Genomic DNA, 24,498 nt, shown 5'->3' on the forward strand with positions numbered 1-24,498 from the left:
CGCACCGACCTCCCCGTCCTGAACTACCGCACCCAACAAGACGCCCTCTACGGCGTCCTCGCCGAGGTGTACGCGTGCAGCTTCCTCGTCACCCGGATCAAGGCACAGTACCTACGGCACCGCAGCGGAGGCAGCCGTATCGGAGCGATCGTCAATGACTTCGGGGCGATCGAGATCGACGCGCTGGCCGTGGCCGGGGCGCTCGGTGACTCGACCGTGTCGCTCGGCAACGGGTGCCTGTGCTGTGCCGTCGACGCCAGTGAACTCGACGTCTATCTGGAGCGGCTCGCCCGGCCCTCCGCCGGTATCGACGTCATCGTCATCGAGGCCAGCGGACTCGCCGAACCGGAGGAACTGGTGCGCATGTTGCTCGCCAGCGAGCACCCGGGGATCGTCTACGGCGGGCTCGTCGAGGTCGTCGACGCCGCCGAGTTCGACGACACGCGCGCGAAGCACCCCGAGATCGACCGGCATCTCGCCCTCGCCGACCTCGTAGTCGTCAACAAGCTGGACCGGGCGGCCGACGCCCCGCGCGTCCTCGGACTCGTCGGCTCGCTCACCGACCGTGCCGCCGTCGTACCCGCGACCTACGGCCGGATCGACCCCGAGTTCCTCTTCGACTGCCGGCCGAACGAGGAGCGCGTCGGGCAGTTGACCTTCGACGACCTGCACGAGCACACCGGTGACGACCAGGGCGGCGACGCACACGCCGACCACCTGCACACCGCCTACGACAGTCTCTCCTTCACCTCCGGCACGCCCATGGACCCGCGCCGGTTGATGGAGTTCCTGGACAGCCGGCCCGAGGGGCTCTACCGCATCAAGGGGTACGTCGACTTCGGCGCCCACGATTCGCGTAATCGGTACGCCGTGCACGCCGTAGGACGGTTTCTGCGCTTCTACCCCGAGCCCTGGGCCGGTGAGGACGGTGACACCCGGCTGACCCAGCTCGTGCTCATCGGCACCGGTCTCGACCTGGCCGCCCTCGGCAAGGAGCTGGAGGCGTGCAGAGGCGGAGACGGCGACGCCCCGCATGCCGACGAGCGCGGCATGTGGGGCGTCCTCCGTTACGTACAGGAGCTGGATCAGGAGACCGCGTACGGCCAAGTACCCGAATCCGAGCCGGAGTTGGACCCGGATCCGGGGCTGGACGACTGACGGTCGGGGCTACACCGGCCCCGCCACCACCGACACCGTCTTGGCCAGCGACACGCCCGAGCCGTCCCGTCGCGGGTCCATTTCGGGGAGTTCCGCAGGGGTGCCGTCCCGCTGTGCCGCCTTGGCTGGTACGGCGCCCGCCCAGGCCAGGGAGAGGCAGTCCTCGCCCCTCAGGAAGCGCTGGCAGCGGACGCCGCCGGTGGCCCGGCCCTTGCGGGGGTACTGGTCGAACGGGGTCAGCTTCGCCGTCGTCTGGACCGAGTCGTCCAAGGTGCCGCGTGAGCCCGCGATCGTGAACACCGCAGCGTCCACGGCGGGGTCGACGGCGGTGAAGGAGATGACCTTCGCGCCGTCGGTGAGCTTGATGCCCGCCATGCCGCCGGCCGGGCGGCCCTGGGGGCGGACCTGGGAGGCCTGGTAGCGCAGGAGTTGGGCGTCGTCCGTGATGAAGACCAGGTCCTCCTCGCCGGTGCGCAGCTCGATCGCGCCGACGATCCGGTCGCCGTCCTTGAGTGTGATGACCTCCAACTCCTCCTTGTTCGTGGGGTAGTCGGGGACCACGCGCTTGACGACGCCCTGCTCCGTGCCGATGGCCAGACCCGGGGACGACTCGTCGAGGGTGGTGAGGCAGATGACCGTCTCGCCCTCGTCCAGGGAGACGAACTCCGAGACCGGCGCGCCGCCCGAGAGGTTCGGCGCGGCGGCCGTCTCCGGGAGCTGCGGGAGGTCGACGACGTTGATCCGCAGGAGGCGGCCGGCCGAGGTGACCGCGCCCAGCTCGCCGCGGGCCGTCGCCGGGACCGCCGAGACGATCACGTCGTGCTTGGTGCGCCGGGCCTCGGCGTCCTCCGGGAAGGGCTCGCCGTTCGCCGTACGGGCCAGCAGACCCGTCGACGAGAGCAGCACCCGGCACGGGTCGTCGGCCACCTGGAGCGGCACGGTGGCGGCGGGGGCGCCCGCCGACTCCAGCAGGACCGTACGCCGGTCGGTGCCGAACTTCTTCGCCACCGCGGCCAGTTCGGTCGAGACCAGCTTGCGCAGCTCGGCGTCCGACTCCAGGATGCGGGTCAGCTCCGCGATCTCCGCCCGGAGCCGCTCCATCTCCGACTCCAGCTCGATCCGGTCGAACCGGGTCAGGCGGCGCAGCGGCGTGTCCAGGATGTACTGCGTCTGGATGTCCGACAGGGAGAAGCGCTCCATCAGGCTCTGCTTTGCCTGCGCCGAGTTGTCGCTGGAGCGGATGATCCGGATGACCTCATCGATGTCGATGAGAGCGGTGAGCAGACCCTCCACCAGGTGGAGGCGGTCGCGTCGCTTGGTGCGGCGGAACTCGCTGCGTCGCCGTACGACGTTGAAGCGGTGGTCGAGGTAGACCTCCAGGAGTTCCTTGAGGCCCAGCGTGAGGGGCTGGCCGTCGACCAGTGCCACGTTGTTGATGCCGAAGGACTCCTCCATCGGCGTCAGTTTGTAGAGCTGCTCCAGGACCGCTTCCGGTACGAAGCCGTTCTTGACCTCGATGACCAGGCGCAGGCCGTGCGCGCGGTCGGTGAGGTCCTTGACGTCGGCGATGCCCTGAAGCTTCTTCGCGCCGACCAGGTCCTTGATCTTGGCGATCACCTTCTCGGGGCCTACGGAGAAGGGCAGTTCGGTGACGACGATGCCCTTGCGGCGTGCCGTCACGTTGTCCACGGCGACCGTGGCGCGGATCTTGAAGGTGCCGCGGCCCGTCTCGTACGCGTCCCGGATGCCGGTGAGGCCGACGATCCGGCCGCCCGTCGGCAGGTCGGGGCCGGGGACGTGCCGCATCAGGGAGTCCAGGTCCGCGTTCGGATAGCGGATCAAGTGGCGGGCGGCGGCGATGACTTCGCCCAGGTTGTGCGGCGGCATGTTGGTGGCCATGCCGACGGCGATGCCCGACGAGCCGTTCACCAGGAGGTTCGGGAAGGCGGCGGGCAGGGCCACCGGCTCCTGCTCCTGGCCGTCGTAGTTCGGGGTGAAGTCGACCGTGTCCTCGTCGATCGACTCGGTCATCAGGTTGGCCGCTTCGGACGGCCGGCACTCGGTGTACCGCATGGCGGCCGGCGGGTCGTCGTTGCCCAGCGAGCCGAAGTTGCCGTGGCCGTCGGCCAGCGGCACGCGCATGGAGAAGGGCTGGGCCATGCGCACCAGGGCGTCGTAGATCGACGCGTCGCCGTGCGGGTGCAGCTTGCCCATGACCTCGCCGACGACACGCGCGCACTTCACATAGCCGCGGTCGGGGCGCAGGCCCATCTCGTCCATCTGGTAGACGATCCGTCGGTGGACCGGCTTCAGGCCGTCCCGGGCGTCCGGCAGGGCTCGGGAGTAGATGACCGAGTACGCGTACTCAAGGTAGGAGCCCTGCATCTCGTCGACGACGTCGATGTCGAGGATCCGCTCCTCGAACGAGTCGTCGGGCGGCGGGGTCTTCGTGCTGCGGCGGGCCATCGCTGCCGGCTCCTCTTTTCTGGTCGCTCGCCTGGGGGTCGCTCCCCTTCGGCTCACTCTTGCTGAAGCGTGAACGGGGTCTTGACGTGAACCATTGTGGACCGCGGCACTGACAACGCGGACCAGGACCCGGCGTTGCCCGCTCGGGTCCGTCGCCGGCGGCTGCCGCGTGAGTCCACGTGTGCGACTGCCCGCAGGCTACGCGATCTCGCTCTGGGCGTACGTCCGCCGGGAACTTCGCCGACGGTCCGCACGCTTGCATACAGTGGCGGGACGAGCAGGATTTCTGCGGTTCCAGCCAGAGAATCCGCGATCGAAGGGACGTACATGCCCATGGGTCACACGGCCACCGCCGAGGCAGGGTCCGGCGGTCTGACAGCGACCGAACACCGCTTGGCCAACGGTCTGCGCGTGGTCCTCTCCGAGGACCACCTGACCCCGGTCGCGGCGGTGTGCCTCTGGTACGACGTCGGTTCCCGCCACGAGGTCAAGGGGCGTACCGGCCTGGCTCACCTCTTCGAGCACCTGATGTTCCAGGGCTCCGGACAGGTGAAGGGCAACGGCCACTTCGAACTGGTGCAGGGCGCGGGCGGTTCGCTCAACGGCACCACCAGCTTCGAGCGCACGAACTACTTCGAGACCATGCCCACCCACCAGTTGGAGCTCGCGCTCTGGCTGGAGGCCGACCGCATGGGCTCGCTTCTGGCCGCCCTGGACGAAGAGTCCATGGAGAACCAGCGGGACGTCGTCAAGAACGAGCGCCGCCAGCGCTACGACAACGTGCCCTACGGGACCGCGTTCGAGAAGCTGACCGCCCTCGCCTACCCGGAGGGCCACCCCTACCACCACACGCCGATCGGCTCGATGGCGGACCTGGACGCGGCCACCCTGGAGGACGCGCGCGCGTTCTTCCGCACCTACTACGCGCCCAACAACGCGGTCCTGTCCGTGGTCGGCGACATCGACCCCGAGCAGACGCTCGCCTGGATCGAGAAGTACTTCGGGTCCATCGCTTCGCACGACGGCAAGCCCGAGCCCCGCGACGGCACGCTGCCCGAGGTGATCGGCGGGCAACTGCGCGAGGTCGTCGAGGAAGAGGTCCCGGCGCGCGCCCTGATGTGCGCCTACCGCCTGCCGAACGACGGCACGCGCGAGTCCGACGCGGCCGACCTCGCCCTCACCATCCTCGGCGGCGGCGAGTCCTCGCTCCTCTACAACCGCCTTGTACGGCGCGACCGTACGGCCGTTGCGGCGGGCTTCGGCCTGCTGCGGCTGGCCGGAGCGCCCTCCTTGGGGTGGCTGGACGTCAAGACGTCCGGGGACGTCGAGGTGCCCGTCATCGAGGCCGCCATCGACGAGGAGCTCGCCCGGTTCGCCGAGGAGGGCCCCACGGCCGAGGAAATGGAGCGCGCCCAGGCCCAGTTGGAGCGCGAGTGGCTGGACCGTCTCGGCACGGTCGCGGGCCGCGCGGACGAACTGTGCCGGTACGCCGTCCTGTTCGGCGACCCGCAGCTCGCCCTGACCGCCGTACAGCGCGTCCTGGACGTGACGGCGGAGGAGGTGCAGGTGGTCGCCAAGGCCCGACTGCGCCCCGACAACCGCGCGGTGCTCGTGTACGAGCCCATCGCGGACGAGGATGACGAAGCAGAAGCCGGCGACGAGAACGAGGAGGCGGCCAAGTGACCGAGCTCGCCACGATGGAATTCCACCCGCAGCCCCAGGCCGGCGAGGCCAGGCCGTGGGCCTTCCCGGCCCCGGAGCGCGGGACGCTCGGCAACGGCCTGACCGTGCTGCGCTGCCACCGCCCCGGCCAGCAGGTCGTCGCCGTCGAGGTGCTCCTGGACGCGCCCCTGGAGGCCGAACCGGCCGGCCTGGACGGTGTCGCCACGATCACCGCGCGGGCCTTCTCCGAGGGCACCGACAAGCACTCCGCCGAAGAGTTCGCCGCCGAGCTGGAGCGCTCCGGCGCCACCCTCGACGCACACGCCGACCACCCCGGGCTGCGCCTGAGCCTGGAGGTCCCGGCCTCGCGTCTGGCCAAGGGGCTCGGTCTGCTGTCGGACGCGCTGCGGGCGCCCGCCTTCGCGGACAGCGAGGTCGAGCGGCTGGTCCGCAACCGCCTCGACGAGATCCCGCACGAGACGGCCAACCCGTCCCGCCGCGCGGCCAAGGAGCTCTCCAAGGAGCTGTTCCCGGCGACCTCGCGCATGTCGCGCCCGCGCCAGGGCACCGAGGAGACCGTCCAGAAGATCGACTCCGGGGCCGTACGCGCCTTCTACGACCGGCACGTCCGCCCCGCGACGGCCACCGTCGTGGTCGTCGGCGACCTCACCGGCATCGACCTGGACGCGCTGCTCGCCGACACCCTGGGCTCGTGGACGGGCTCCACCGCCCAGCCGCGTCCCGTGCCGCCGGTGACCGCCGACGACACCGGGCGGGTCGTGATCGTGCACCGTCCCGGCGCCGTCCAGACGCAGCTGCTCATCGGCCGCGTCGGCGCCGACCGGCACGACCGCGTGTGGCCCGCGCAGGTGCTCGGCACGTACTGCCTCGGCGGCACCCTCACCTCCCGCCTGGACCGCGTCCTGCGCGAGGAGAAGGGCTACACCTACGGTGTGCGGGCGTTCGGCCAGGTGCTGCGTTCGGCACCCGACGGCACGGGCGCCTCGATGCTCGCCATCAGCGGCTCCGTGGACACCCCGAACACCGGTCCCGCGCTGGACGACCTGTGGACCGTGCTGCGCAAGCTCGCCGAGGGCGGACTCACCGACCCCGAGCGGGACATCGCCGTACAGAACCTCGTCGGGGTGGCGCCGCTCAAGTACGAGACCGCCGCGGCCGTCGCCAGCACGCTGGCCGACCAGGTCGAGCAGTACCTGCCCGACGACTACCAGGCGACGCTGTACCAGCAGCTCGCCGCGACCGGCACCGTGGAGGCCACCGCGGCGGTCGTGAACGCCTTCCCGGTGGACCGTCTGGTGACGATCCTGGTCGGCGACGCGGAGCAGATCAAGGAGCCCGTCGAGGCTCTCGGCATCGGCGAAGTGACCGTCGTCCCGGCCGAGTAGACGACAAGTAGAGAGCCGATCGGCGGCACGCGCGTGTGGGGGCCCTGGTGACTGAAGAGTCATCAGGGCCCCCTAATGTCCGAATTGGGGGAGAGGTTGCCTGTCTGCCCTGTGGCATGTGCAACAAAAACCGTGATCCGTTTGGGGATTGAAAGTTGCCCCCCTTAGCGTCGGTCCGGCTGTCCGTCAGGCACCGCGCCGCACTCGTGGCACCGGACAGTCATCGCCGAGTCCCCGTACGGCGCGAGCCAGGGGAGCCGGGGACCCACAAGTGTCCCTGGGGTGAATCGGACGCCCGCGCCCAGCGAGGGGGTCCGTAGGAGACCTTCCTGCTCCGAACCCGTCAGCTAACCCGGTAGGCGAGAAGGAAGGAAAGGACCAGCCACTCCATGGCGTTCACCCGCGCCACCGGGAAGCACCGTCGCCCGAGCCGGACCCATCGCACCACCGTTCGTGTCGCGAGTGTCGCGGCCCTCACCACCACCGGCGTCGTCGGTACCCTCGCGAGCGCCCCCGCGTTCGCCGCGGAGCCCGCCCCCGAACAGACCGGTCTCACCCCCGTCGTCGCCATGGGCGACTCCGTGGCCGAGAAGATCGACGCCCAGGCCGTCGCCCAGCAGCAGGCCGCCGCTGAAACGCTGGCCAGGGAGACCGCCCGGGCCAAGGCCGCCGCGCAGGCCAAGGCGGAGCGCGAGGCCGAGGTACGCGCCGCCCGCGCGGCCGAGCGCAAGAGGCTCAACACCTTCGTCGCACCGGTCACCGGCTCGTACGTCTCCACCGGCTACAAGACCGGCGGCTCCCTGTGGTCCTCCGGTGCCCACACCGGCATCGACTTCCACGCCTCGACCGGCACCTCCGTGCACGCGGTCGGCTCCGGCACCGTCGTCGAGGCCGGCTGGGGAGGCTCGTACGGCAACCAGGTCGTGATCAAGATGGCCGACGGCATGTACACCATGTACGGCCACCTGTCGTCCATCGGTGTCTCCGTCGGCCAGACGGTCACCCCGGGCGAGCAGATAGGCCTCTCCGGGGCGACAGGCAACGTCACCGGACCGCACCTCCACTTCGAGGCCCGCACGACCGCCGAGTACGGCTCCGACGTCGACCCCGTCGCCTACCTCCGCAAGCACGGCGTGAACGTCTGACGACACGGCGCCGCACTTCCCGAAGCCCTGGCTCGCCGGCCGGGGCTTTCGGCGTTTCCGGAGCCCTCCTGTCCAAAAAATATCCATGGATTCCGGCCCGCCATCGGAAATTCCCGCTCATTGCAATAGAGTCACGGAACACACGTCAATCGTCGACGTTTCACGGGGATTAAGGCGGAGGTCGGACATGCGTATTCCGGCGCACTCGGTATGCACGGCGATCCGGGACGACATCGTCGCCGGTGTCTACGAGCGCGGCAGCCGTCTCACGGAGGAACTCCTCGCGCGCCGGTACGGGGTCTCGCGCGTCCCCGTCCGGGAGGCCTTGCGCACGCTGGAGGCCGAGGGGTTCGTGGTGACCCGGCGGCACGCGGGCGCGTGCGTCGCGGAACCGACCGAGCAGGAGGCCGCCGACCTGCTGGAGATGCGGATGCTGCTGGAGCCGCTCGGCGCCTCGCGGGCCGCCCAGCGGCGCACCGAGGCCCACCTCAAGGTGCTGCGCGGCCTCGTCAGGCTGGGCCAGGAGCGCGCCAGGAGGGGCAACAGCGAGGATCTGCGCTCCCTGGGCAGCTGGTTCCACGAGACGCTGGCACAGGCCTCCGGGAGCCCCGCGCTGACCTCGATGCTGACCCAGCTGCGGCACAAGATCGCCTGGATGTACGCGGTGGACGCACCGGCCAACCCCGTGGAGTCCTGGGCCGAGCACGGGGCCATCGTGGACGCGGTGGCGCGCGGCGACGGCGAGCGCGCGCGGGCGATCACCGCCCTGCACACCGAGCGCGCGGGCACCGCGCACCGGCTGCGCTTTCCCGGCGGCGCGAACGGCACGGAGCGTGTGAGGACTTCGCAACCTCCCGTAAACATGTCGGGTCTGCGGCATTAACACGGGCGCCGTATACAAAGAGAGGTAATTCGCGGGGGATTATTTATGCTGCCCGTAAGTGGAAATTACGAAGGGCTCGCCCGGTAATTCGGACGAGCCCTTCGAGGTTGCGGTGGATCGTTTTTGGGCGAAAAGCACCGCGACCGTCAATTGCGGGGTTGTCAGACGGTCTCGGGGAGTTCTTCAAGGCCCTCCGCGACCAGCTTCGCCAGGCGGTCGAGGGCCGCGTCGGCGCCCTCGGCCTCGGAGGCGAGGACGATCTCCTCGCCGCCCTGGGCGCCCAGGCCCAGGACCGCGAGCATGGAGGCCGCGTTGACGGGGTTGCCGTCGGCCTTGGCGATCGTCACGGGGATACCCGAGGCCGTGGTGGCCCGGACGAAGATGGAGGCGGGGCGGGCGTGAAGGCCCTCCGCCCAGCCGACGTTGACGCGGCGCTCAGCCATGTGATGCTGCCCTTCAGAGTCTCAGGGTTGTCTAGACCAGTTTCCCACACGTGAAGCGAGCCCGGACCGGTCCCGTGGACCGTCCGGAGCGAGTCGTCGGACCGCGGCCTCGGCCCGACTTCCCCTTGCTGTTTTCTCCCACAGACTGCCTCGCGCCGTTGTCAGACGCGAGCCGTACGCTGGGGCCCATGCAGACCTCGTCGGACCGGCACGAGTACCCCGCCCACTGGGAAGCCGACGTGGTGCTGCGCGACGGGGGTACCGCGCGCGTCAGGCCCATCACCGTCGACGACGCCGAGCGCCTGGTCAGCTTCTACGAGCAGGTCTCCGACGAGTCGAAGTACTACCGCTTCTTCGCGCCGTATCCTCGCCTGTCCGCCAAGGATGTCCACCGCTTCACGCACCACGACTTTGTGGACCGGGTGGGACTCGCGGCCACCGTCGGCGGCGAGTTCATCGCCACCGTACGCTATGACCGCATTAGTGCCGACGGGCGTGTCGCCTCCGCCCCCGCCGACGAGGCCGAGGTCGCCTTCCTCGTGCAGGACGCGCACCAGGGGAGGGGCGTCGCCTCCGCCCTCCTGGAGCACATCGCGGCCGTCGCCCGCGAGCGCGGCATCCGCCGCTTCGCCGCCGAGGTGCTGCCCGCCAACAACAAGATGATCAAGGTGTTCACGGACGCCGGCTACACCCAGAAGCGCAGCTTCGAGGACGGCGTCGTACGCCTGGAGTTTGACCTCGAACCCACTGATCGGTCCCTCGCCGTGCAGCGCGCGCGGGAGCAGCGCGCCGAAGCGCGGTCCGTACGACGGCTGTTGGTGCCCGGCTCGGTCGCCGTCGTCGGCGTGGGCCGCACGCCCGGAGGAGTGGGCCGCAGCGTTCTCGACAACATCAGGGACGCCGGGTTCACCGGCGGCCTGTACGCCGTGAACAAGGCATTCCCCGAGGAGCGGAAGGACCTCGACGGGGTGCCGGCGTACCGCTCGGTCCGCGACATCGAAGGCCCCGTGGACCTCGCGGTCGTCGCCGTCCCCGTCGAGCACGTCCCCGAAGTCGTCACCGAGTGCGGCGAACACGGGGTGCAGGGGCTCGTCGTCGTCACCGCCGGGTACGCCGAGAGCGGCCCCGAGGGACGCGAGCGCCAGCGCGAACTCGTGCGCCACGCGCGCACGTACGGCATGCGCATCATCGGGCCGAACGCCTTCGGGGTCATCAACACCGCGGCCGACGTACGGCTGAACGCGTCCCTCGCGCCCGAGATGCCGCGCCCCGGACGCATCGGACTGTTCGCGCAGTCCGGCGCCATCGGCATCGCCTTGCTCTCCCGGCTGCACCGGCGCGGCGGCGGGGTCACCGGAGTCACCGGCGTGTCCACGTTCGTGTCGTCAGGCAACCGCGCGGACGTGTCCGGAAACGACGTCCTTCAGTACTGGTACGACGATCCCGACACCGACGTCGCCCTCATGTACCTGGAGTCCATCGGCAACCCCCGCAAGTTCACCCGCCTCGCCCGGCGCACGGCGGCGGCGAAACCGCTGGTCGTGGTCCAGGGCGCCGGATCCGCCCCCCAGGGACACGCGGTACGGGCGACGCGGCTGCCGCACGCGACCGTGTCCGCGCTGCTGCGCCAGGCCGGGGTCATCCGCGTCGAGACGATCACCGAACTGGTCGACACGGGGCTGCTGCTCGCGCGCCAGCCGTTGCCCGGCGGTCCGCGCGTGGCGATCGTCGGGAACTCCGAGTCGCTCGGGCTGCTGACCTACGACGCGTGCCTCTCCGAGGGGCTGCGGCCGCTCGCTCCGCTGGATCTGACCACGGCGGCAACGGCGGGGGACTTCCATCGGGCGCTGTCGGAGGCGTTGGCCGACGAGGCGTGCGACGCGGTGGTCGTGACCGCGATACCCGCGGTGGGGGAGGGGCCGGCCGAGGACGCGGCGTTGGCGGAGGCGCTGCGCTCCGCCGCGGCGGCGGTTCCGGGGAAGCCGGTACTGGTGGTGCACGTCGAACTCGGCGGGCTGGCCGAGGCGTTGTCCGCCGCGATGAGCACGGCGCCACAGGTCGCTTCCAGGGCGCCCGGTGCCGACGGAGGCGCCGACCGGTCCCGCCCTGCGGAAGGACCACCCCGACGGAGCACCGCGGAACCGGAGCGGGCCGCCACCGCGACGCCCGCCCCCGAAGGCGGCGGCCTCATCCCCGCCTTCCCCGCCGCCGAGCGCGCCGTCCGCGCCCTCGCCGAAGCCGTGAAGTACGCGCAGTGGCGGCGCGAGGCCACCGACCCCGGCCGGGTGCCCGAGTTCGAGGACATCGACGAGAAGGGCTCCGCCGGACTGATCGGCGGGCTGCTCGCGCGCGGGCAGGGCCTCACCCTCGGCGCCGACGAGACGTGCGAACTGCTCGGCAAGTACGGCGTCGACGTCCACCGCGCGCTGCCCGCGCCCACCCCCGACGCCGCCGCCGAGGCCGCCCGCACCCTCGGCTACCCGGTCGCCCTCAAGGCCACCGCCCCGCACCTGCGCCACCGGGCCGACCTGGGCGGCGTACGCCTGGACCTCGCGGACGAGGACCAACTGCGGCGGGCGTACGCCGAGTTGGGCGAGCTGTTCGGGAAGCCGGAGGAACTGCGGCCGGTGGTGCAGCGGATGGCGCCGCGCGGGGTCGACACCGTCGTACGGGCCGTCATCGATCCGGCGGCGGGGGCCGTGCTGTCGTTCGGGCTCGCCGGAGCCGCCTCGCAGCTGCTCGGGGACACCGCGCACCGGCTGATTCCGGTCACGGACCGGGAGGCCGGTTCGCTGGTGCGGTCGATCCGGACGGCGCCGCTCCTGTTCGGCTGGCGCGGCTCCACGCCGGTCGACACGCCTGCCCTGGAGGAGCTGATGCTGCGGGTGTCGCGGCTGGTCGACGATCACCCCGAGGTCGTCGCCGTGACCCTGGAGCCGGTCGTCGTGGCCGCGCACGGCCTGAGCGTGCTCGGCGCCTCCGTCCGCCTGGCCCCGCCACCCGCCCGCGACGACCTCGGCCCGAGGACGCTTCCCGTGTACTGACGGCCGCTTCCCCCGTACCGATCCCGTGTCCTGGTACCGGTCCCGTGTACTGAGACGGCTGTGACGAGACAGTGCTCGGCGGTGCCTCGCAGTCAGTGCGCCACCGTAGGATGGACGTCATGGCCAAGACCAGTACGACGACCCAGGGGCTGCGTGCGGCGATCGAGCGCAGCGGCTACTACCCGGCCCTCGTGGCCGAGGCGGTGGAGGCCGCCGTGGGCGGCGAGCCGATCCGGTCGTTCCTGGTCCACCAGGAGACCACGTTCGACCAGAACGAGGTGCGCCGCCACGTGACCGTGCTCGTCCTCACCGGCAACCGCTTCATCGTCAGCCACACCGACGAGCAGGCCGCCGACAGCACCTCCCCGACGCCGTACGCCACGACGTCCACGGAGTCCGTGAAGCTCGGCCGGATCTCGTCCGTGGTGCTCAGCCGCGTGGTCGCCAACCCGGAGTCGTACACGCCCGGCACGCTGCCCCGCGAGGTCGTCCTGACCATCGGCTGGGGTGCCGTCGCCCGGATCGACCTGGAGCCGGCCGCCTGTGGTGACCCCAACTGCGAGGCCGACCACGGCTACACGGGCAACTCGACGGCGGACGACCTGAGCCTGCGCGTCAGCGAGGCCGGCGACGGCCCGGAGACTGTGCAGCAGACCCTCGCCTTCGCGCAGTCCCTCTCCGAGGCGACCGCGGACGTACCGCGATAATGGCGCAGCCAGCCACCTGGGACCACCCCGAGCCCCTCGCCGTCGAGTCCGCGCCCGTCCCCGAGTACGGCTCCGGCTCCCTCGCCGACCTGCTGCCCACGCTGGCCGCGGGCATGGGCGTACCCGGTACGACCGCGGCGATCCCGGAGCTGACGGCGGCCGACCGCAACTGCGTCTTCCTGATCGACGGCCTCGGCTGGGAGCAGATCAAGGACCACGCCGACGAGGCGCCCTACCTGTACGCGCTCCTCGGCAGCTCGCGCGGCGGCACCGGACGCCCGCTCACCGCCGGCTACCCGGCGACCACCGCGACCTCCCTCGCCTCCGTCGGCACCGGCCTGCCGCCCGGCGCCCACGGCCTGCCCGGCTACACCGTGCGCAACCCGGCCACCGGCGAGCTGATGAACCAGCTGCGCTGGCAGCCGTGGACCAAGCCGAAGTCCTGGCAGCCGTACCCCACGATCTTCCAGCTGGCCCACGACGCGGGCGTGCACGCCGCGCAGGTCTCCTCGCCCACCTTCCAGAACACCCCGCTGACGAAGGTCGCGCTCAGTGGCGGAACGTTCCACGGGCGGCTGACCGGCGAGGAGCGCATGGACCTCGCGGCCGAGCAACTGGCCGCCGGGGACCGCTCCTTGGTGTACACGTACTACGCCGAACTCGACGGCGCCGGCCACCGCTACGGCATCGCCTCCGACACCTGGCGCGGTCAACTCATGTACGTCGACCGGCTCGTCCAGCGCCTCGCCGAGCAACTGCCGCCGCGCAGCGCGCTGTACGTCACCGCCGACCACGGCATGATCGACGTGCCCTTCGACGAGGAGCACCGCATCGACTTCGACGCGGACTGGGAGCTGCGCGCCGGCGTCGCCCTCCTCGGCGGCGAGGGCCGCGCCCGCCACGTCTACGCGGTACGGGGCGCCGAGAACGACGTACTGACCTGCTGGCGCGAGGTGCTCGGCGAGCAGTTCTGGGTGGCCTCGCGGGACGAGGCGATCGCGGCGGGCTGGTTCGGCCCGCACATCGACGAGCGCGTCCACGACCGTCTCGGTGACGTGATCGTGGCCGCCCGCGACGACGTCCTGGTCATCGCGTCCGAGCGGGAGCCGAAGGAGTCGGCGATGGTCGGCAACCACGGTTCGATGACCCCTGCCGAGCAGTTGGTCCCCCTGCTCGAAGTACGCTCCTGAGGTCCCTCCGTCCCCCTGGCCCTCCTCCTGCTCCCCCTCTCCGCCGAAAGGTGCTCAACTCCCCATGCCCGAGCTGGTGTTCTTCTCCGGAACGATGGACTGCGGGAAGTCGACCCTGGCGCTCCAGATCGAGCACAACCGCTCGGCGCGCGGCCTGGCGGGGATGATCTTCACACGGGACGACCGCGCGGGCGAGGGAAAGCTCTCCTCCCGCCTGGGCCTGGTCACCGACGCGGTGGAGGTCGAGGACGAGCGGGACCTGTACGCGTACGTCGTCGACCACCTCTCCCAGGGCGGCCGCGCGGACTACGTCATCGCCGACGAGGCACAGTTCCTGGCGCCGGTGCAGATCGACCAACTCGCGCGCGTGGTCGACGACCTGAGCCTCGACGTCTACGCCTTCGGCATCACGACCGACTTCCGCTCCAAGCTCTTCCCCGGCTCCCAGCGCCTGGTGGAACTGGCCGACCGCGTGGAGGTCCTCCAGGTCGAGGCCCTGTGCTGGTGCGGCGCCCGCGCCACCCACAACGCCCGCACAATAGGCGGCGAGATGGTCGTCGAGGGCGCCCAGGTCGTCGTCGGCGACGTCAACCAGGCGGAAGCGGTCGGCTACGAGGTCCTGTGCCGCCGCCACCACCGCCGCCGCATGACGGCCGCCACGGCGCGCGCGGCGGCCCTGTCACCGGATGTACTGCCGATGACGTCGGCGTAGGACTCGGGCCTCAGGGCACCTGCCATTCGCCGACGTCGTCGGAGAAGCCGCTGTTCATGGCGAACTGGACCGTGACGACACGGGACGCGGTCGGCACCTCGAACGTCATGAAGCCGAGGGCCGTCTTCCCAGCGCTGATCGTGACGCTCCCCGGGAATGACGGACCGGCCGTGGAATTGTTCAACGATGCGGAGAACCGCTGCCCGTCCTTGTCGATCACGGTCGCCCCGTTGGACGGTGAGTCCTTGTAGACGGCGGTACCCGTGTTCTTGAGCTTGAACTGCACGGACACAAAACGGTTCCCCTGGGACGGGTGATCGAACTGCCCGGCACGGGCCGGATCGACGACCTTCACGACGGTCACGTCGAGCTTCTCACCGGAGTTGATACCGGTGAGGCTCAGCGTGTCTCCCACCTTGCTGTCGGACACCGGCGCCAGAGCCAGCGCCGGAACGGCCAGCAGACAAGTCAACAGCGGTGCCGTACGACGAAGCATCGCTCCTCCAGGTGTGCGGAGCGGCTGATGACCCCCATGATCCGCCCGCACCGCACCCGAAGCGACCTGAAGGGCTACCGCGGCCCCTCGATCACCGAGAACATCGCGCCCTCGGGATCCGCGACCGTGGCCACGCGGCCGTGGGGGCTGTCGTGGGGTGGGCTGAGGGTGTGGCCGCCGAGGTCCGTGACGCGGCGTAGGGCCTCGTCCGTGTCGGCCACCTCGAAGTACGTCATCCAGTGCGGGCCCCGGTCGCGGGGCAGGGCGGTGCCGACGCCGTGGATGCCGGCGACCGGGTTGCCGTCCAGGTGGAGGGTGACGTAGTCGAAGTCGGCGGAGGCCACCGGCACCTCCTCGTAGCCGAACACCGCCTCGTAGAACTTGGCGACGCTCGCGGTCTCGGAGGTCAGCAGCTCGTTCCAGGCGGGTGTGCCGGGGACTCCGGTGATGGTCGTGCCGAGGTGCGCCGGGGCCTGCCAGATGCCGAACACCGCCCCCGACGGGTCGGAGCCGATCGCCAGCCGGCCGGCCTCGGCCGCGTCCAGGGGGCCCACCCCGACGGTGCCGCCGCACATCCGTACCGTCTCGGCCGTCTGGTCCACGTCGTCCGAGGCGAGATACGGTGTCCACGCGATGGGCAGATGCCGGTCCGGCGGAAGCTGCCCGATGCCGGCCACCTCCTGCCCGTCGAGCAGGGCCCGCGCGTAGGGGCCGAGCTGCTGCGGACCGGGCTGGAACTCCCAGCCGAACAGCTCTCCGTAGAACTCCTGGGTCGTGGCCATCCCATGCACCATCAGACTCACCCAGCAGGGTGTGCCCTGCGTACGCCGAGTGTGCGTGTCGCCGTTCAGGTCGGCCGACCCCCGTGCCTCGGTCATCTTCACCTTCTCCTAGGCCCCTCGCGGTGGCCGTGTCGCTTCCGCAGTGCGGATCCGCGTGCCGCAGCCGCGTGCACGCCCCGTGCCGATGCTCGCACCCCCCGTGACGCACCGCGCCCCGGCCGCGCCGTCGACGGGCGGCCCAGGTGGAGAGGATGACCGATCTGCGGCCACTCGTCCGTTTCCGGGCGGTTGCCGAGGGGTGTCCATCAGCTGTACAGCATGTGCTCGTTCCCGTACGCCTCGTGATCGAGGCTGTCCGGCCGAGCAGAGTAGTCGGACCTGGACGCATCGGCCACCCCTTGCGCAAGGATGGCGACCATGAACGCCATCATCTCCGCATCCGAACTGGCGAGCGATCTCGCCGGGACGAACCCGCCGGTCCTGCTCGACGTCCGTTGGCAGCTCAGCGTCGCGAAGGCCGCAGGCGAGCCGCCCTTCGACGGCCGCGCCGAGTACGCGGCCGGGCACATCCCGGGCGCCGTCTACGTAGACCTCGACCAGGAACTCGCCTCCGCCCCCGGCACCCACGGCCGCCACCCGCTGCCCGACACCGCGCACTTCGGCGCGGCGATGCGCCACGCGGGCGTGTCGGCCGGCCGCCCGGTCGTTGTGTACGACGGCGGCCAGGGCTGGGCGGCGGCCCGCGCGTGGTGGCTGCTGCGCTGGACGGGTCACCCGGACGTGCGGGTCCTAGACGGCGGGCTTACCTCCTGGGAGGGGTCCTTGGAGACGGCCGAACCGACGCCGGCCGAGGGCGACTTCACCCCGGAACCGGGCGCCGTAGACCTCCTGGACGCCGACGGAGCCGCCGCGCTCGCCCGCACCGGGGTCCTGTTCGACGCCCGCGCGGGGGAGCGTTACCGGGGCGAGGTGGAGCCAATCGATCGAGTCGGCGGCCACATCCCGGGCGCCCTGTCCGCACCGACCAACGAGAACGTGGGCCCGGACGGCCGCTTCCTCCCGGCGGAGCAACTCGCCGCCCGCTTCAAGTCCCTTGGCGCTACGGAGGGTTCGGGCGTCGGCGTGTACTGCGGCTCCGGCGTCTCGGGCGCCCACGAGGTGCTGGCGCTGGCGGTGGCCGGGATCCCGGCCGCGCTCTACGTAGGTTCCTGGTCGGAGTGGTCCTCGGACCCGGAGCGCCCGGTCGCCGTGGGCCCCGATCCCCAGTAGCACCCGTATAGCCGTACGAGGACGGGGGCCCGCTGCCGAAATGGCGCGGGCCTCCGTCCTCGTACGAACAACTGCCGTACTGCTCCTGCTAGTCCTACTACTCCTGCTTCTTCCTGCGCGTCCCGAACACGATCTCGTCCCAGCTCGGAACGGCCGCTCTACGACCCGGACGGACGCCGTCCGCCTCGGCCTGGCGGTCGGTGGAGCCGATGAGCCGGTCGCGATGGGCCCCTACGGAGCGGGGCATCAGGACGTCCGCGTACGCCGAACCGGCCGAGGCGGCGGGCGCCGGGGGCTCCTCCGCCTCGGGTTCCACGGCGGCGGGCTCCTCCGGGGGCTCCGAGGGGCGCTCGGGGACCACCATGTCGCCGCGGAAGCTCGGTACCGCCTCCAGGAGGCTGGTCAGCGAGTCGCGCTCGCTCTCCTCGACCGGCTCGGGAGACGGCAGCGCGGGACGCTCCGGGCGCTCCAGGGCACGGTCCAGCGGCCGGTCGCGCGGCAGCCGGGCGATCCGCGGCACGAACGGGAAGCTGGGCTCGGGCGTGGTGGAGAGGTCGTCGGACTCACCGATCAGCGAGCGCGCCTCGTCGTCGACGGCCTGGACGAGCCGCCGGGGCGGGTCGTACGTCCAGCTCGCCGAGTGCGGTTCGCCCGCGACCCGGTAGACCAGCAGGACCTCCCAGGTGCCGTCGTCGCGGCGCCAGGAGTCCCACTGGACGGTGTCCTTCTCGGCACCGCGCAGCGTCAGTCGCTCCTGGACGGCCTCGCCGAGCTGGGGGCCTGCGTTCTCGCCGGGGCGGCGGACCGGAGTCTTCCGGGCCCGCTCGGCCATGAAGGCGCGCTCCGCGAGGACGGGGCCCTCGAAGCGGCGCACCCGGTCGACGGGGATACCGGCGAGCTGGGCGACCTCCTCGGCGGAGGCGCCGGCACGTATACGTGCCTGAATGTCTCGGGGGCGGAGATGGCTCTCCACCTCGATCTCGATCTGGCCGAGGCGGGGACGGTCGCCGCGAACCGCGGCGCGCAGACGCTCGTCAATCGGAAGCGTGTACTCCGTGCTGTCCGCAGCCTTCAGCACCAGCCGTGTGCCGTCGTTAGAGACGGCCACGACACGCAGTTCGGGCATGGGGACCTCCCGGGTGGTGCCTGCCGACGTCACGTGCGTCGCTGCTTCCGCTAGTCGAGTGTGGCCTGCCCGGGTGCAGCCTGCCACAACCTTGCCGAGTTGCCCGGCGTGTCGGGCACGGGCCCTGACTCGCCGTTATGGCACGGTTACCTATTCGCAACGCTAAGTGACCAACTACATCACCCTGTGCAACTGGCCCCCTCTGGGCGGTCCATTGAGGCCGCGGACGCCCTGGCAGGAGACCGCACCCAGGGCTCGCAACAGTACTCCATTTGGACCACGTGCGTGGATTGGCACGCCGCCCAACTTCTTGTGGGGGGCGGGACTTGGCGGCCCGGAGCGGGGTTCGGGCGATCTTGAAAGTGGCGTACTTCACGCAATAGCCGGAAACGGAACTATTGGTTTCGACCGTACGTCCCTTTGTCGTACAGATAGTTGATCAGGTACGAGAAAGTGCGAGAAAGCGAGGCTAGGTCCAGGAATGCGTGCAAGGCCCGATGTCAGCAAGAAGCGGATCGATCTGAGCGTCCCTCACGTCGCGGGCAGTGCGGTGGCGGCGGTGGTGGCCGCCAAACTCGCCTCCTACTTCGGGGTCTACGGCACGATCCTCGGCGCCGGCGTCGTGAGCGCGATAGCCACCTCCGGAGGCTCCGTCTTCCAGCACTTCTTCAGCCGGACCGGCGCACAGCTCCGGGAGGCGACGGTCACGTCCAAGGAGGCGGAACAGAGCCCCGCGCGCCCGGGGGAGTTCACCAAGGGCACCGTCTACCGCGCGCGGGTGGGCAGTTGGAAGCGCCCGCTGCTCGCCGCGGCCCTCGTCTTCGGGGTCACCATGACCGGGATCACCGTGTACGAGCTGGTGTCCGGCGACAGCTTCAGCGGCGGCAAGGGGACCACGGTCAGCGCCGCCGTCACCGGACACGACACGTCGTCGTCCTCGAAGTCGGGTGACGGCGAGCCGAGTCCGGCCGATTCCCCGTCCGGCTCCCCGGACGGCTCGTCGGCCGACCCGGAGACGTCATCCGGCTCGACCGACGGCAACGCACCGTCCAACGGCGCTGGTACGACGTCGAGTCCGACACCGACGCCCAGCGCTTCGGACGGCGGCGGTACGCCGACCCCCACGCCGAGCGCGTCGGCTACTGACCCAGCACCCTCCGCAAGTAGTCGTTCTGGAACCGACGATCAGGATCCAGTCGATCCCGCAACGCCGTGAACTCGCCGAAGCGCGGATAGACCCCGGTGAAGTACTCGGCGTCCCGGGTGTGCACCTTGCCCCAGTGCGGCCGGCCCTCGTGCGCGGTGAGGATGCGCTCGGCGGCGGTGAAGTACGCCTGGTAGGGCGTGCCCCTGAACATGTGCACGGCGATGTAGGCAGTGTCCCGGCCGGAGGCGGTGGACAGGGCGATGTCGTCCGCCGGGGCGGTGCGGACCTCCACCGGATAGCTGATCCTGAAGTCCGAACGGTCGACCATGGCCTTGAGTTCCCGCAGCGTGTCCACCAGGGCCGCGCGCGGGACGGCGTACTCCATCTCGACGAACCGCACCCGGCGGGGCGAGGTGTAGACCTTGTAGGGGATGTCCGTGTAGGTCCGCGTGGACCAGGCCCGGGTGGAGATCTGGGCGATGGTCGGGATGGTCGCGGGTGCCGCGCGGCCGACCATGTTGGCCACCTGCCAGAGGCCGTTGGAGACGAACTCGTCCTCGAACCAGCCGGCCACCTTGCCCACCGGCTGCTCCGGGCCCGCGCTGCGGTTGTTGCGCTTGGTGTTGGTGCTGGCCGTGTGCGGGAACCAGTAGAACTCGAAGTGCTCGTTCTCGGCCCAGAGTTCGTCGAAGCGTCCGGTGACCTCGTCGAAGGTCATCGGCTCCTCGCGGGCGGTGAGCAGGAAGACGGGTTCCACGGCGAAGGTGATCGCGGTGACGATGCCCAGGGCGCCGAGGCCGATGCGGGCGGCCGCGAAGACCTCCGGGTGCTCCTTCTCGGAGCAGGTCAGCACGGAGCCGTCCGCCGTGACCAGCTCAAGTCCCTTGATCTGGGCGGCTATCGAGGCCGACTCACGGCCCGTGCCGTGCGTGCCGGTGCTGGTCGCGCCCGAGACCGTCTGCTCCATGATGTCGCCCATGTTCGTGAGCGACAGACCCTCGCGCGCGAGAGCCATGTTGAGTCTCTTGAGCGGGGTGCCCGCCTCGACCGTGACCGTCAAGGCATCGCGATCAATGTTGCGGATCCCGGTCAAGAGTTGAGGGCGGATCAACACACCGTCCGTGGCGGCGATCGACGTGAAGGAGTGCCCGCTGCCGACGGCCTTCACCGTCAGACCGTCCTCGCCGGCCCTCCGTACGGCCGCGGCCAGTTCCTCCACGGAGGCGGGCGTGACCTCCCGCGCGGGCCGCGACGCGACCGTGCCGCCCCAGTTACGCCACGTGCCGTTCTTCGCGCTCGCTGTGGTGCTCAACGGTGCCTCCCCGACCCGGCGCCGGTCTGCTGAGCCGGCGGTACCCGAGGAAACCCACCGCGACCGCGACGGCACCGGAGACGACCGGAACCCCGTACCCGGCACGCGCGCCGGCTGCGTCGATCACCCAGCCGGCGACGGAGGAGCCGAGCGCGACCCCGACCGCCAGGCCGGTGCTCACCCAGGTCATGCCCTCGGTGAGTTTCGCGCGAGGTACGTGCTCTTCTATGAGGGACATCGTCGTGATCATCGTGGGTGCGATGGACAGGCCCGCAAGGAACAGCGCCACGGCCAGAAGCGGCAAGTTTCCGACCAGTAGGAGGGGGATCATACTCACGGCCATCGCGCATATGCCCAGCAACCACCGACGTTCGGGGGCTCCCCGGAAGCGCAGCAGCCCGAACACGACTCCCGCCGCGCAGGAGCCCGCCGCGTACAGGGCGAGCACCACGCTGGCGCCGCCCTTGTGGCCCTGCTCGTCGGCGAACGCGACGGTGACCACGTCGACCGCCCCGAAGATCGCCCCGGTCGCCACGAACGTGGCCACCAGCACCTGGAGACCGGCGGTCCGCAGCGCCGAACCACCGCCCTCGTCCCCACGCGCGCGTGGGTGCGGCGCGGGCTCGGTGGCGCGCTGGGCGGTCAGCCAGAAGACACCGACCGCGAGGAAGCAGGCGGCGAGCAGGGGACCGGCCTCCGGGAACCACGCCGTGGACAGTCCGATGGAGATGATCGGCCCGAAGATGAAGCACACCTCGTCCACGACGGACTCCAGGGAGTACGCGGTGTGCAGTTGCGGGGTGCCCCGGTACACGGCCGCCCAGCGCGCGCGGACCATCGCGCCCAGGCTCGGCACGGATCCGATGCCGGCGGCGCACACGAACAGCACCCAGTCAGGCCACTCGAAGCGCGCGGCCAGCAGCAGCCCGGCCGCCGCGGTCAGCGCGACGAGCGTCGCCGGACGCAGCACCCGCCGTTGCCCGTACTGGTCGACCCAGCGCGAGATCCGCGGCCCGATCGCGGCGGCGGCCAGCGCGATGGTGGCCGACAGGGCGCCCGCGAGCCCGTAGCGCCCGTTGATCTGGGAGATCATCGTGACCACGCCGATGCCCATCATCGACAGGGGCATACGGCCGAGGAACCCCGCAGCGGAGAAGCCCTTGGAGCCGGGTGCGGCGAAGAGGGCGCGATAGGGGCTGGGCACGGTGTCTCCGGTCGGAAAGGAGCAGGGGGCGGCTCGGTGGTGATGCGGTGGCGGCTCGGTAAGGTGCGAATGCGGCTGATACAGCTTACGAGCAGGTCGACCCCGATGCACCCGACCGTGACGTGCGCGGATCCCCGCTCGGATCTCCGTTCAGGTGTTCTGTTCCGACGTCCGTTCGGATCTCCGTCAGACACCCCGCCCGTTTCCCGGCTGTCAGTGGCGGGTGGCAGGATCGGAGGCATGCCAGACGTGCTCGATGCCACCCCCTACGACGCCCTCCTCCTGCTCTCGTTCGGCGGCCCCGAAGGCCCGGACGACGTGGTTCCGTTCCTGGAGAACGTGACGCGTGGGCGAGGCATCCCCAAGGAACGCCTCAAGGAAGTGGGGCAGCACTACTTCCTGTTCGGCGGGGTCAGCCCCATCAACGACCAGAACCGCGCCCTCCTGGACGCCCTCCGCAAGGACTTCGCGGACCACGGCCTGGACCTGCCGGTCTACTGGGGCAACCGCAACTGGGCCCCGTACCTCACGGACACCCTGCGCGAGATGATCGCCGACGGCCGCCGCCGCATCCTGGTCCTCGCCACCAGCGCCTACGCCTCGTACTCGGGCTGCCGCCAGTACCGGGAGAACCTCGCCGACTCCCTGGCCGCCCTTGAGGCCGAGGGCCTCGACCTCCCCAAGGTCGACAAGCTGCGCCACTACTTCAACCACCCCGGCTTCCTGGAGCCGATGATCGACGGGGTCCTCGAATCCCTCGCCGACCTCCCCGAGGACGTCCGGGACGGCGCGCACCTCGCCTTCTCGACCCACTCCATCCCGACCGCCGCCGCGGACAGCTCCGGCCCGGTCGAGGACCACGGAGACGGCGGGGCGTACGTCGAGGAGCACCTGGACGTGGCCCGGCTGATCGCCGACGCCGTCCGCGAGCGCACCGGCGTCGACCACCCCTGGCAGCTCGTCTACCAGTCCCGCTCCGGCGCCCCGCACATCCCGTGGCTGGAGCCCGACATCTGCGACCACCTGGAGGAGCGCCACGCGGCCGGCGTCCCCGCGGTCGTCATGGCACCCATCGGCTTCGTCTCCGACCACATGGAGGTCCTCTACGACCTCGACACGGAGGCCACGGCCAAGGCCGCCGAACTGGGCCTGCCCGTACGCCGGTCGGCCACCGTGGGCGCCGACCCGCGCTTCGCCGCCGCGATCCGCGAGCTGGTCCTGGAGCGCGCCGCCGTCGAGAGCGGGCAACAGGTCACGCCCTGCGCCCTGGGCGCGCTCGGCGCCGGCCACAACCTCTGCCCGGTGGGCTGCTGCCCGGCTCGCGCCCCCCGCCCCGCCGCCGCGGGCGCCGACAGCCCCTACGCGTGAGGGGCGCCGTGACCGACTCTCTGCACCAGGAACTGCTCGGGCTGGGCCAGGAGGCCGCCCGCCGGAGCGGCGGACTGTTCCGGGACGGCCGTTCGGCCCGTGTCTCTCGCCCCGCCGCCGACAGCCCCTACGCCTGAGGAGCGCCGTGACCGACCCCGTGCACCAGGAACTGCTCGCACTCGCCCAGGAGGCCGCCTACAAGGCCGGCGCCCTGCTGCGGGACGGCCGCCCGGCCGACCTCGCGGTCGCCGCCACCAAGTCCAGCCCGATCGACGTCGTCACCGAGATGGACATCGCGGCCGAGAAGCTGATCACCGACCTGATCTCCGAACAGCGCCCCGATGACGGCTTCCTGGGCGAGGAGGGCGCCTCCGCCGAGGGCACCAGCGGTGTCCGCTGGGTCATCGACCCGCTCGACGGCACGGTCAACTACCTGTACGGACTGCCCACTTGGTCCGTCTCCATCGCCGCCGAGCTGGACGGCGAGACCGTCGCCGGGGTCGTCGCGGTCCCGATGCGCGGCGAGACGTTCCACGCGGTGCTCGGCGGCGGGGCGTGGGCCACGGGCGCGTGGGAGGGCGAACGCAGGCTCGCCTGCCGCCCGGCGGCGCCGCTGGAGCAGGCGCTGGTCTCGACCGGGTTCAACTACGTCACCGAGGTCCGTGTCCACCAGGCCGACGTGGCGCAGAAGTTGATCCCGTTGCTGCGCGACATCCGGCGGGGCGGTTCGGCGGCGGTCGATCTGTGCGATGTGGCCGCGGGGCGCCTGGACGGTTACTACGAGCGGGGGTTGAACCCGTGGGACCTCGCGGCGGGTGACCTGATCGCTCGTGAGGCGGGCGCCCTGACCGGTGGACGGCCTGGAGAGCGCCCCGCACGGGATCTGGCGATCGCGGGCACCCCGGGCGTCTTCGAGCCTCTCCAGCGGCTGTTGGAGGACTTTGGGGCCTGGCACGACTGACTTGGGTGGTCGGGGGG

General features: G+C 71.0%; 21 protein-coding genes and 1 riboswitch. Of the genes, 14 read left to right on the plus strand and 7 right to left on the minus strand.

What is annotated here, in order from left to right; all coding sequences use genetic code 11:
* The first annotated feature begins 66 nt into the window (after window positions 1–66).
* Complete coding sequence (locus ACNFOC_RS26995; protein ID WP_416961699.1) at window positions 67–1,158, plus strand: CobW family GTP-binding protein; 1,092 nt, start codon at window positions 67–69, stop codon at window positions 1,156–1,158.
* A 9-nt stretch (window positions 1,159–1,167) separates the two neighbouring features.
* Here the strand turns inward: ACNFOC_RS26995 and ACNFOC_RS27000 are convergent, their stop codons facing one another.
* Window positions 1,168–3,624: a DNA gyrase/topoisomerase IV subunit A gene (locus ACNFOC_RS27000; protein ID WP_416961682.1), complete on the minus strand. Its 2,457-nt coding sequence runs from the start codon at window positions 3,622–3,624 to the stop codon at window positions 1,168–1,170.
* A 327-nt stretch (window positions 3,625–3,951) separates the two neighbouring features.
* On the opposite strand from ACNFOC_RS27000, the gene ACNFOC_RS27005 reads away from it, so the two are divergent.
* From ACNFOC_RS27005 to ACNFOC_RS27020, 4 genes are all read left to right on the plus strand, one after another.
* Window positions 3,952–5,307, plus strand: coding sequence for a M16 family metallopeptidase (locus ACNFOC_RS27005; protein WP_416961683.1), 1,356 nt, complete (start codon window positions 3,952–3,954; stop codon window positions 5,305–5,307).
* Window positions 5,304–6,692: a M16 family metallopeptidase gene (locus tag ACNFOC_RS27010; protein WP_416961684.1), complete on the plus strand. Its 1,389-nt coding sequence runs from the start codon at window positions 5,304–5,306 to the stop codon at window positions 6,690–6,692. The genes ACNFOC_RS27005 and ACNFOC_RS27010 overlap by 4 nt, the downstream gene beginning before the upstream one ends.
* Window positions 6,693–6,906: 214 nt before the next feature.
* A riboswitch (cyclic di-AMP (ydaO/yuaA leader) is annotated at window positions 6,907–7,068 on the plus strand.
* Window positions 7,069–7,081: 13 nt separating this feature from the next.
* Window positions 7,082–7,837: a M23 family metallopeptidase gene (locus ACNFOC_RS27015; RefSeq protein WP_416961685.1), complete on the plus strand. Its 756-nt coding sequence runs from the start codon at window positions 7,082–7,084 to the stop codon at window positions 7,835–7,837.
* A 187-nt stretch (window positions 7,838–8,024) separates the two neighbouring features.
* Complete coding sequence (locus tag ACNFOC_RS27020) at window positions 8,025–8,720, plus strand: GntR family transcriptional regulator (RefSeq protein WP_416961686.1); 696 nt, start codon at window positions 8,025–8,027, stop codon at window positions 8,718–8,720.
* A gap of 161 nt (window positions 8,721–8,881) precedes the next feature.
* On the opposite strand, the gene ACNFOC_RS27025 is transcribed toward ACNFOC_RS27020, so the two are convergent.
* The gene (locus ACNFOC_RS27025) at window positions 8,882–9,163 is read right to left on the minus strand and encodes an HPr family phosphocarrier protein (protein ID WP_019061039.1); all 282 of its coding nucleotides are present in this window, start codon (window positions 9,161–9,163) and stop codon (window positions 8,882–8,884) included.
* A 188-nt stretch (window positions 9,164–9,351) separates the two neighbouring features.
* Between ACNFOC_RS27025 and ACNFOC_RS27030 the strand changes: the two genes are divergently transcribed.
* The 4 genes from ACNFOC_RS27030 to ACNFOC_RS27045 all read left to right on the plus strand — a co-directional run bounded on the left by ACNFOC_RS27030 (window position 9,352) and on the right by ACNFOC_RS27045 (window position 14,816).
* On the plus strand, window positions 9,352–12,207 hold the full coding sequence (locus ACNFOC_RS27030; protein WP_416961687.1) for a bifunctional acetate--CoA ligase family protein/GNAT family N-acetyltransferase: 2,856 nt from the start codon (window positions 9,352–9,354) through the stop codon (window positions 12,205–12,207).
* A gap of 110 nt (window positions 12,208–12,317) precedes the next feature.
* On the plus strand, window positions 12,318–12,914 hold the full coding sequence (locus ACNFOC_RS27035; protein ID WP_078652624.1) for a DUF5998 family protein: 597 nt from the start codon (window positions 12,318–12,320) through the stop codon (window positions 12,912–12,914).
* Complete coding sequence (locus ACNFOC_RS27040) at window positions 12,914–14,104, plus strand: alkaline phosphatase family protein (RefSeq protein ID WP_416961688.1); 1,191 nt, start codon at window positions 12,914–12,916, stop codon at window positions 14,102–14,104. The genes ACNFOC_RS27035 and ACNFOC_RS27040 overlap by 1 nt, the downstream gene beginning before the upstream one ends.
* A 64-nt stretch (window positions 14,105–14,168) precedes the next feature.
* Window positions 14,169–14,816 carry a thymidine kinase gene (locus ACNFOC_RS27045; RefSeq protein WP_405990345.1) on the plus strand — a complete coding sequence of 216 codons (648 nt, stop codon included), beginning with the start codon at window positions 14,169–14,171 and terminating at the stop codon, window positions 14,814–14,816.
* A 10-nt stretch (window positions 14,817–14,826) separates the two neighbouring features.
* On the opposite strand, the gene ACNFOC_RS27050 is transcribed toward ACNFOC_RS27045, so the two are convergent.
* Window positions 14,827–15,312 carry a DUF4352 domain-containing protein gene (locus ACNFOC_RS27050; protein WP_416961689.1) on the minus strand — a complete coding sequence of 162 codons (486 nt, stop codon included), beginning with the start codon at window positions 15,310–15,312 and terminating at the stop codon, window positions 14,827–14,829.
* Window positions 15,313–15,386: 74 nt separating this feature from the next.
* Window positions 15,387–16,190: a VOC family protein gene (locus ACNFOC_RS27055; protein WP_416961690.1), complete on the minus strand. Its 804-nt coding sequence runs from the start codon at window positions 16,188–16,190 to the stop codon at window positions 15,387–15,389.
* A gap of 321 nt (window positions 16,191–16,511) precedes the next feature.
* Between ACNFOC_RS27055 and ACNFOC_RS27060 the strand changes: the two genes are divergently transcribed.
* Complete coding sequence (locus ACNFOC_RS27060; protein WP_416961691.1) at window positions 16,512–17,363, plus strand: sulfurtransferase; 852 nt, start codon at window positions 16,512–16,514, stop codon at window positions 17,361–17,363.
* Between the two features lie 97 nt (window positions 17,364–17,460).
* Here the strand turns inward: ACNFOC_RS27060 and sepH are convergent, their stop codons facing one another.
* Window positions 17,461–18,489: a septation protein SepH gene (gene sepH / locus ACNFOC_RS27065; RefSeq protein WP_416961692.1), complete on the minus strand. Its 1,029-nt coding sequence runs from the start codon at window positions 18,487–18,489 to the stop codon at window positions 17,461–17,463.
* 481 nt (window positions 18,490–18,970) lie between these two features.
* Between sepH and ACNFOC_RS27070 the strand changes: the two genes are divergently transcribed.
* Window positions 18,971–19,705: a hypothetical protein gene (locus tag ACNFOC_RS27070; RefSeq protein ID WP_416961693.1), complete on the plus strand. Its 735-nt coding sequence runs from the start codon at window positions 18,971–18,973 to the stop codon at window positions 19,703–19,705.
* Here ACNFOC_RS27070 and ACNFOC_RS27075 read toward each other — a convergent pair.
* Together ACNFOC_RS27075 and ACNFOC_RS27080 are read right to left on the minus strand one after the other, a co-directional pair.
* Entirely contained in the window at window positions 19,629–20,948 is a 1,320-nt protein-coding gene (locus ACNFOC_RS27075; RefSeq protein WP_416961694.1) for an FAD-linked oxidoreductase, L-gulonolactone oxidase family, read from the minus strand. The two genes, ACNFOC_RS27070 and ACNFOC_RS27075, sit on opposite strands and share 77 nt — an antisense overlap.
* Entirely contained in the window at window positions 20,908–22,152 is a 1,245-nt protein-coding gene (locus ACNFOC_RS27080; RefSeq protein WP_416961695.1) for an MFS transporter, read from the minus strand. Before ACNFOC_RS27080 ends, ACNFOC_RS27075 begins: the two co-directional genes overlap by 41 nt.
* 240 nt (window positions 22,153–22,392) lie before the next feature.
* Between ACNFOC_RS27080 and ACNFOC_RS27085 the strand changes: the two genes are divergently transcribed.
* The 3 genes from ACNFOC_RS27085 to ACNFOC_RS27095 are packed head-to-tail and all read left to right on the plus strand — an operon-like array spanning window position 22,393 to window position 24,481.
* Window positions 22,393–23,520: a ferrochelatase gene (locus ACNFOC_RS27085; protein ID WP_416961696.1), complete on the plus strand. Its 1,128-nt coding sequence runs from the start codon at window positions 22,393–22,395 to the stop codon at window positions 23,518–23,520.
* Window positions 23,521–23,528: 8 nt separating this feature from the next.
* The gene (locus ACNFOC_RS27090) at window positions 23,529–23,657 is read left to right on the plus strand and encodes a hypothetical protein (protein WP_416961697.1); all 129 of its coding nucleotides are present in this window, start codon (window positions 23,529–23,531) and stop codon (window positions 23,655–23,657) included.
* A gap of 8 nt (window positions 23,658–23,665) precedes the next feature.
* On the plus strand, window positions 23,666–24,481 hold the full coding sequence (locus tag ACNFOC_RS27095) for an inositol monophosphatase family protein (protein WP_416961698.1): 816 nt from the start codon (window positions 23,666–23,668) through the stop codon (window positions 24,479–24,481).
* Window positions 24,482–24,498: the final 17 nt, after the last annotated feature.

The organism is Streptomyces colwelliae (assembly GCF_048158785.1).
Classification (GTDB): domain Bacteria; phylum Actinomycetota; class Actinomycetes; order Streptomycetales; family Streptomycetaceae; genus Streptomyces.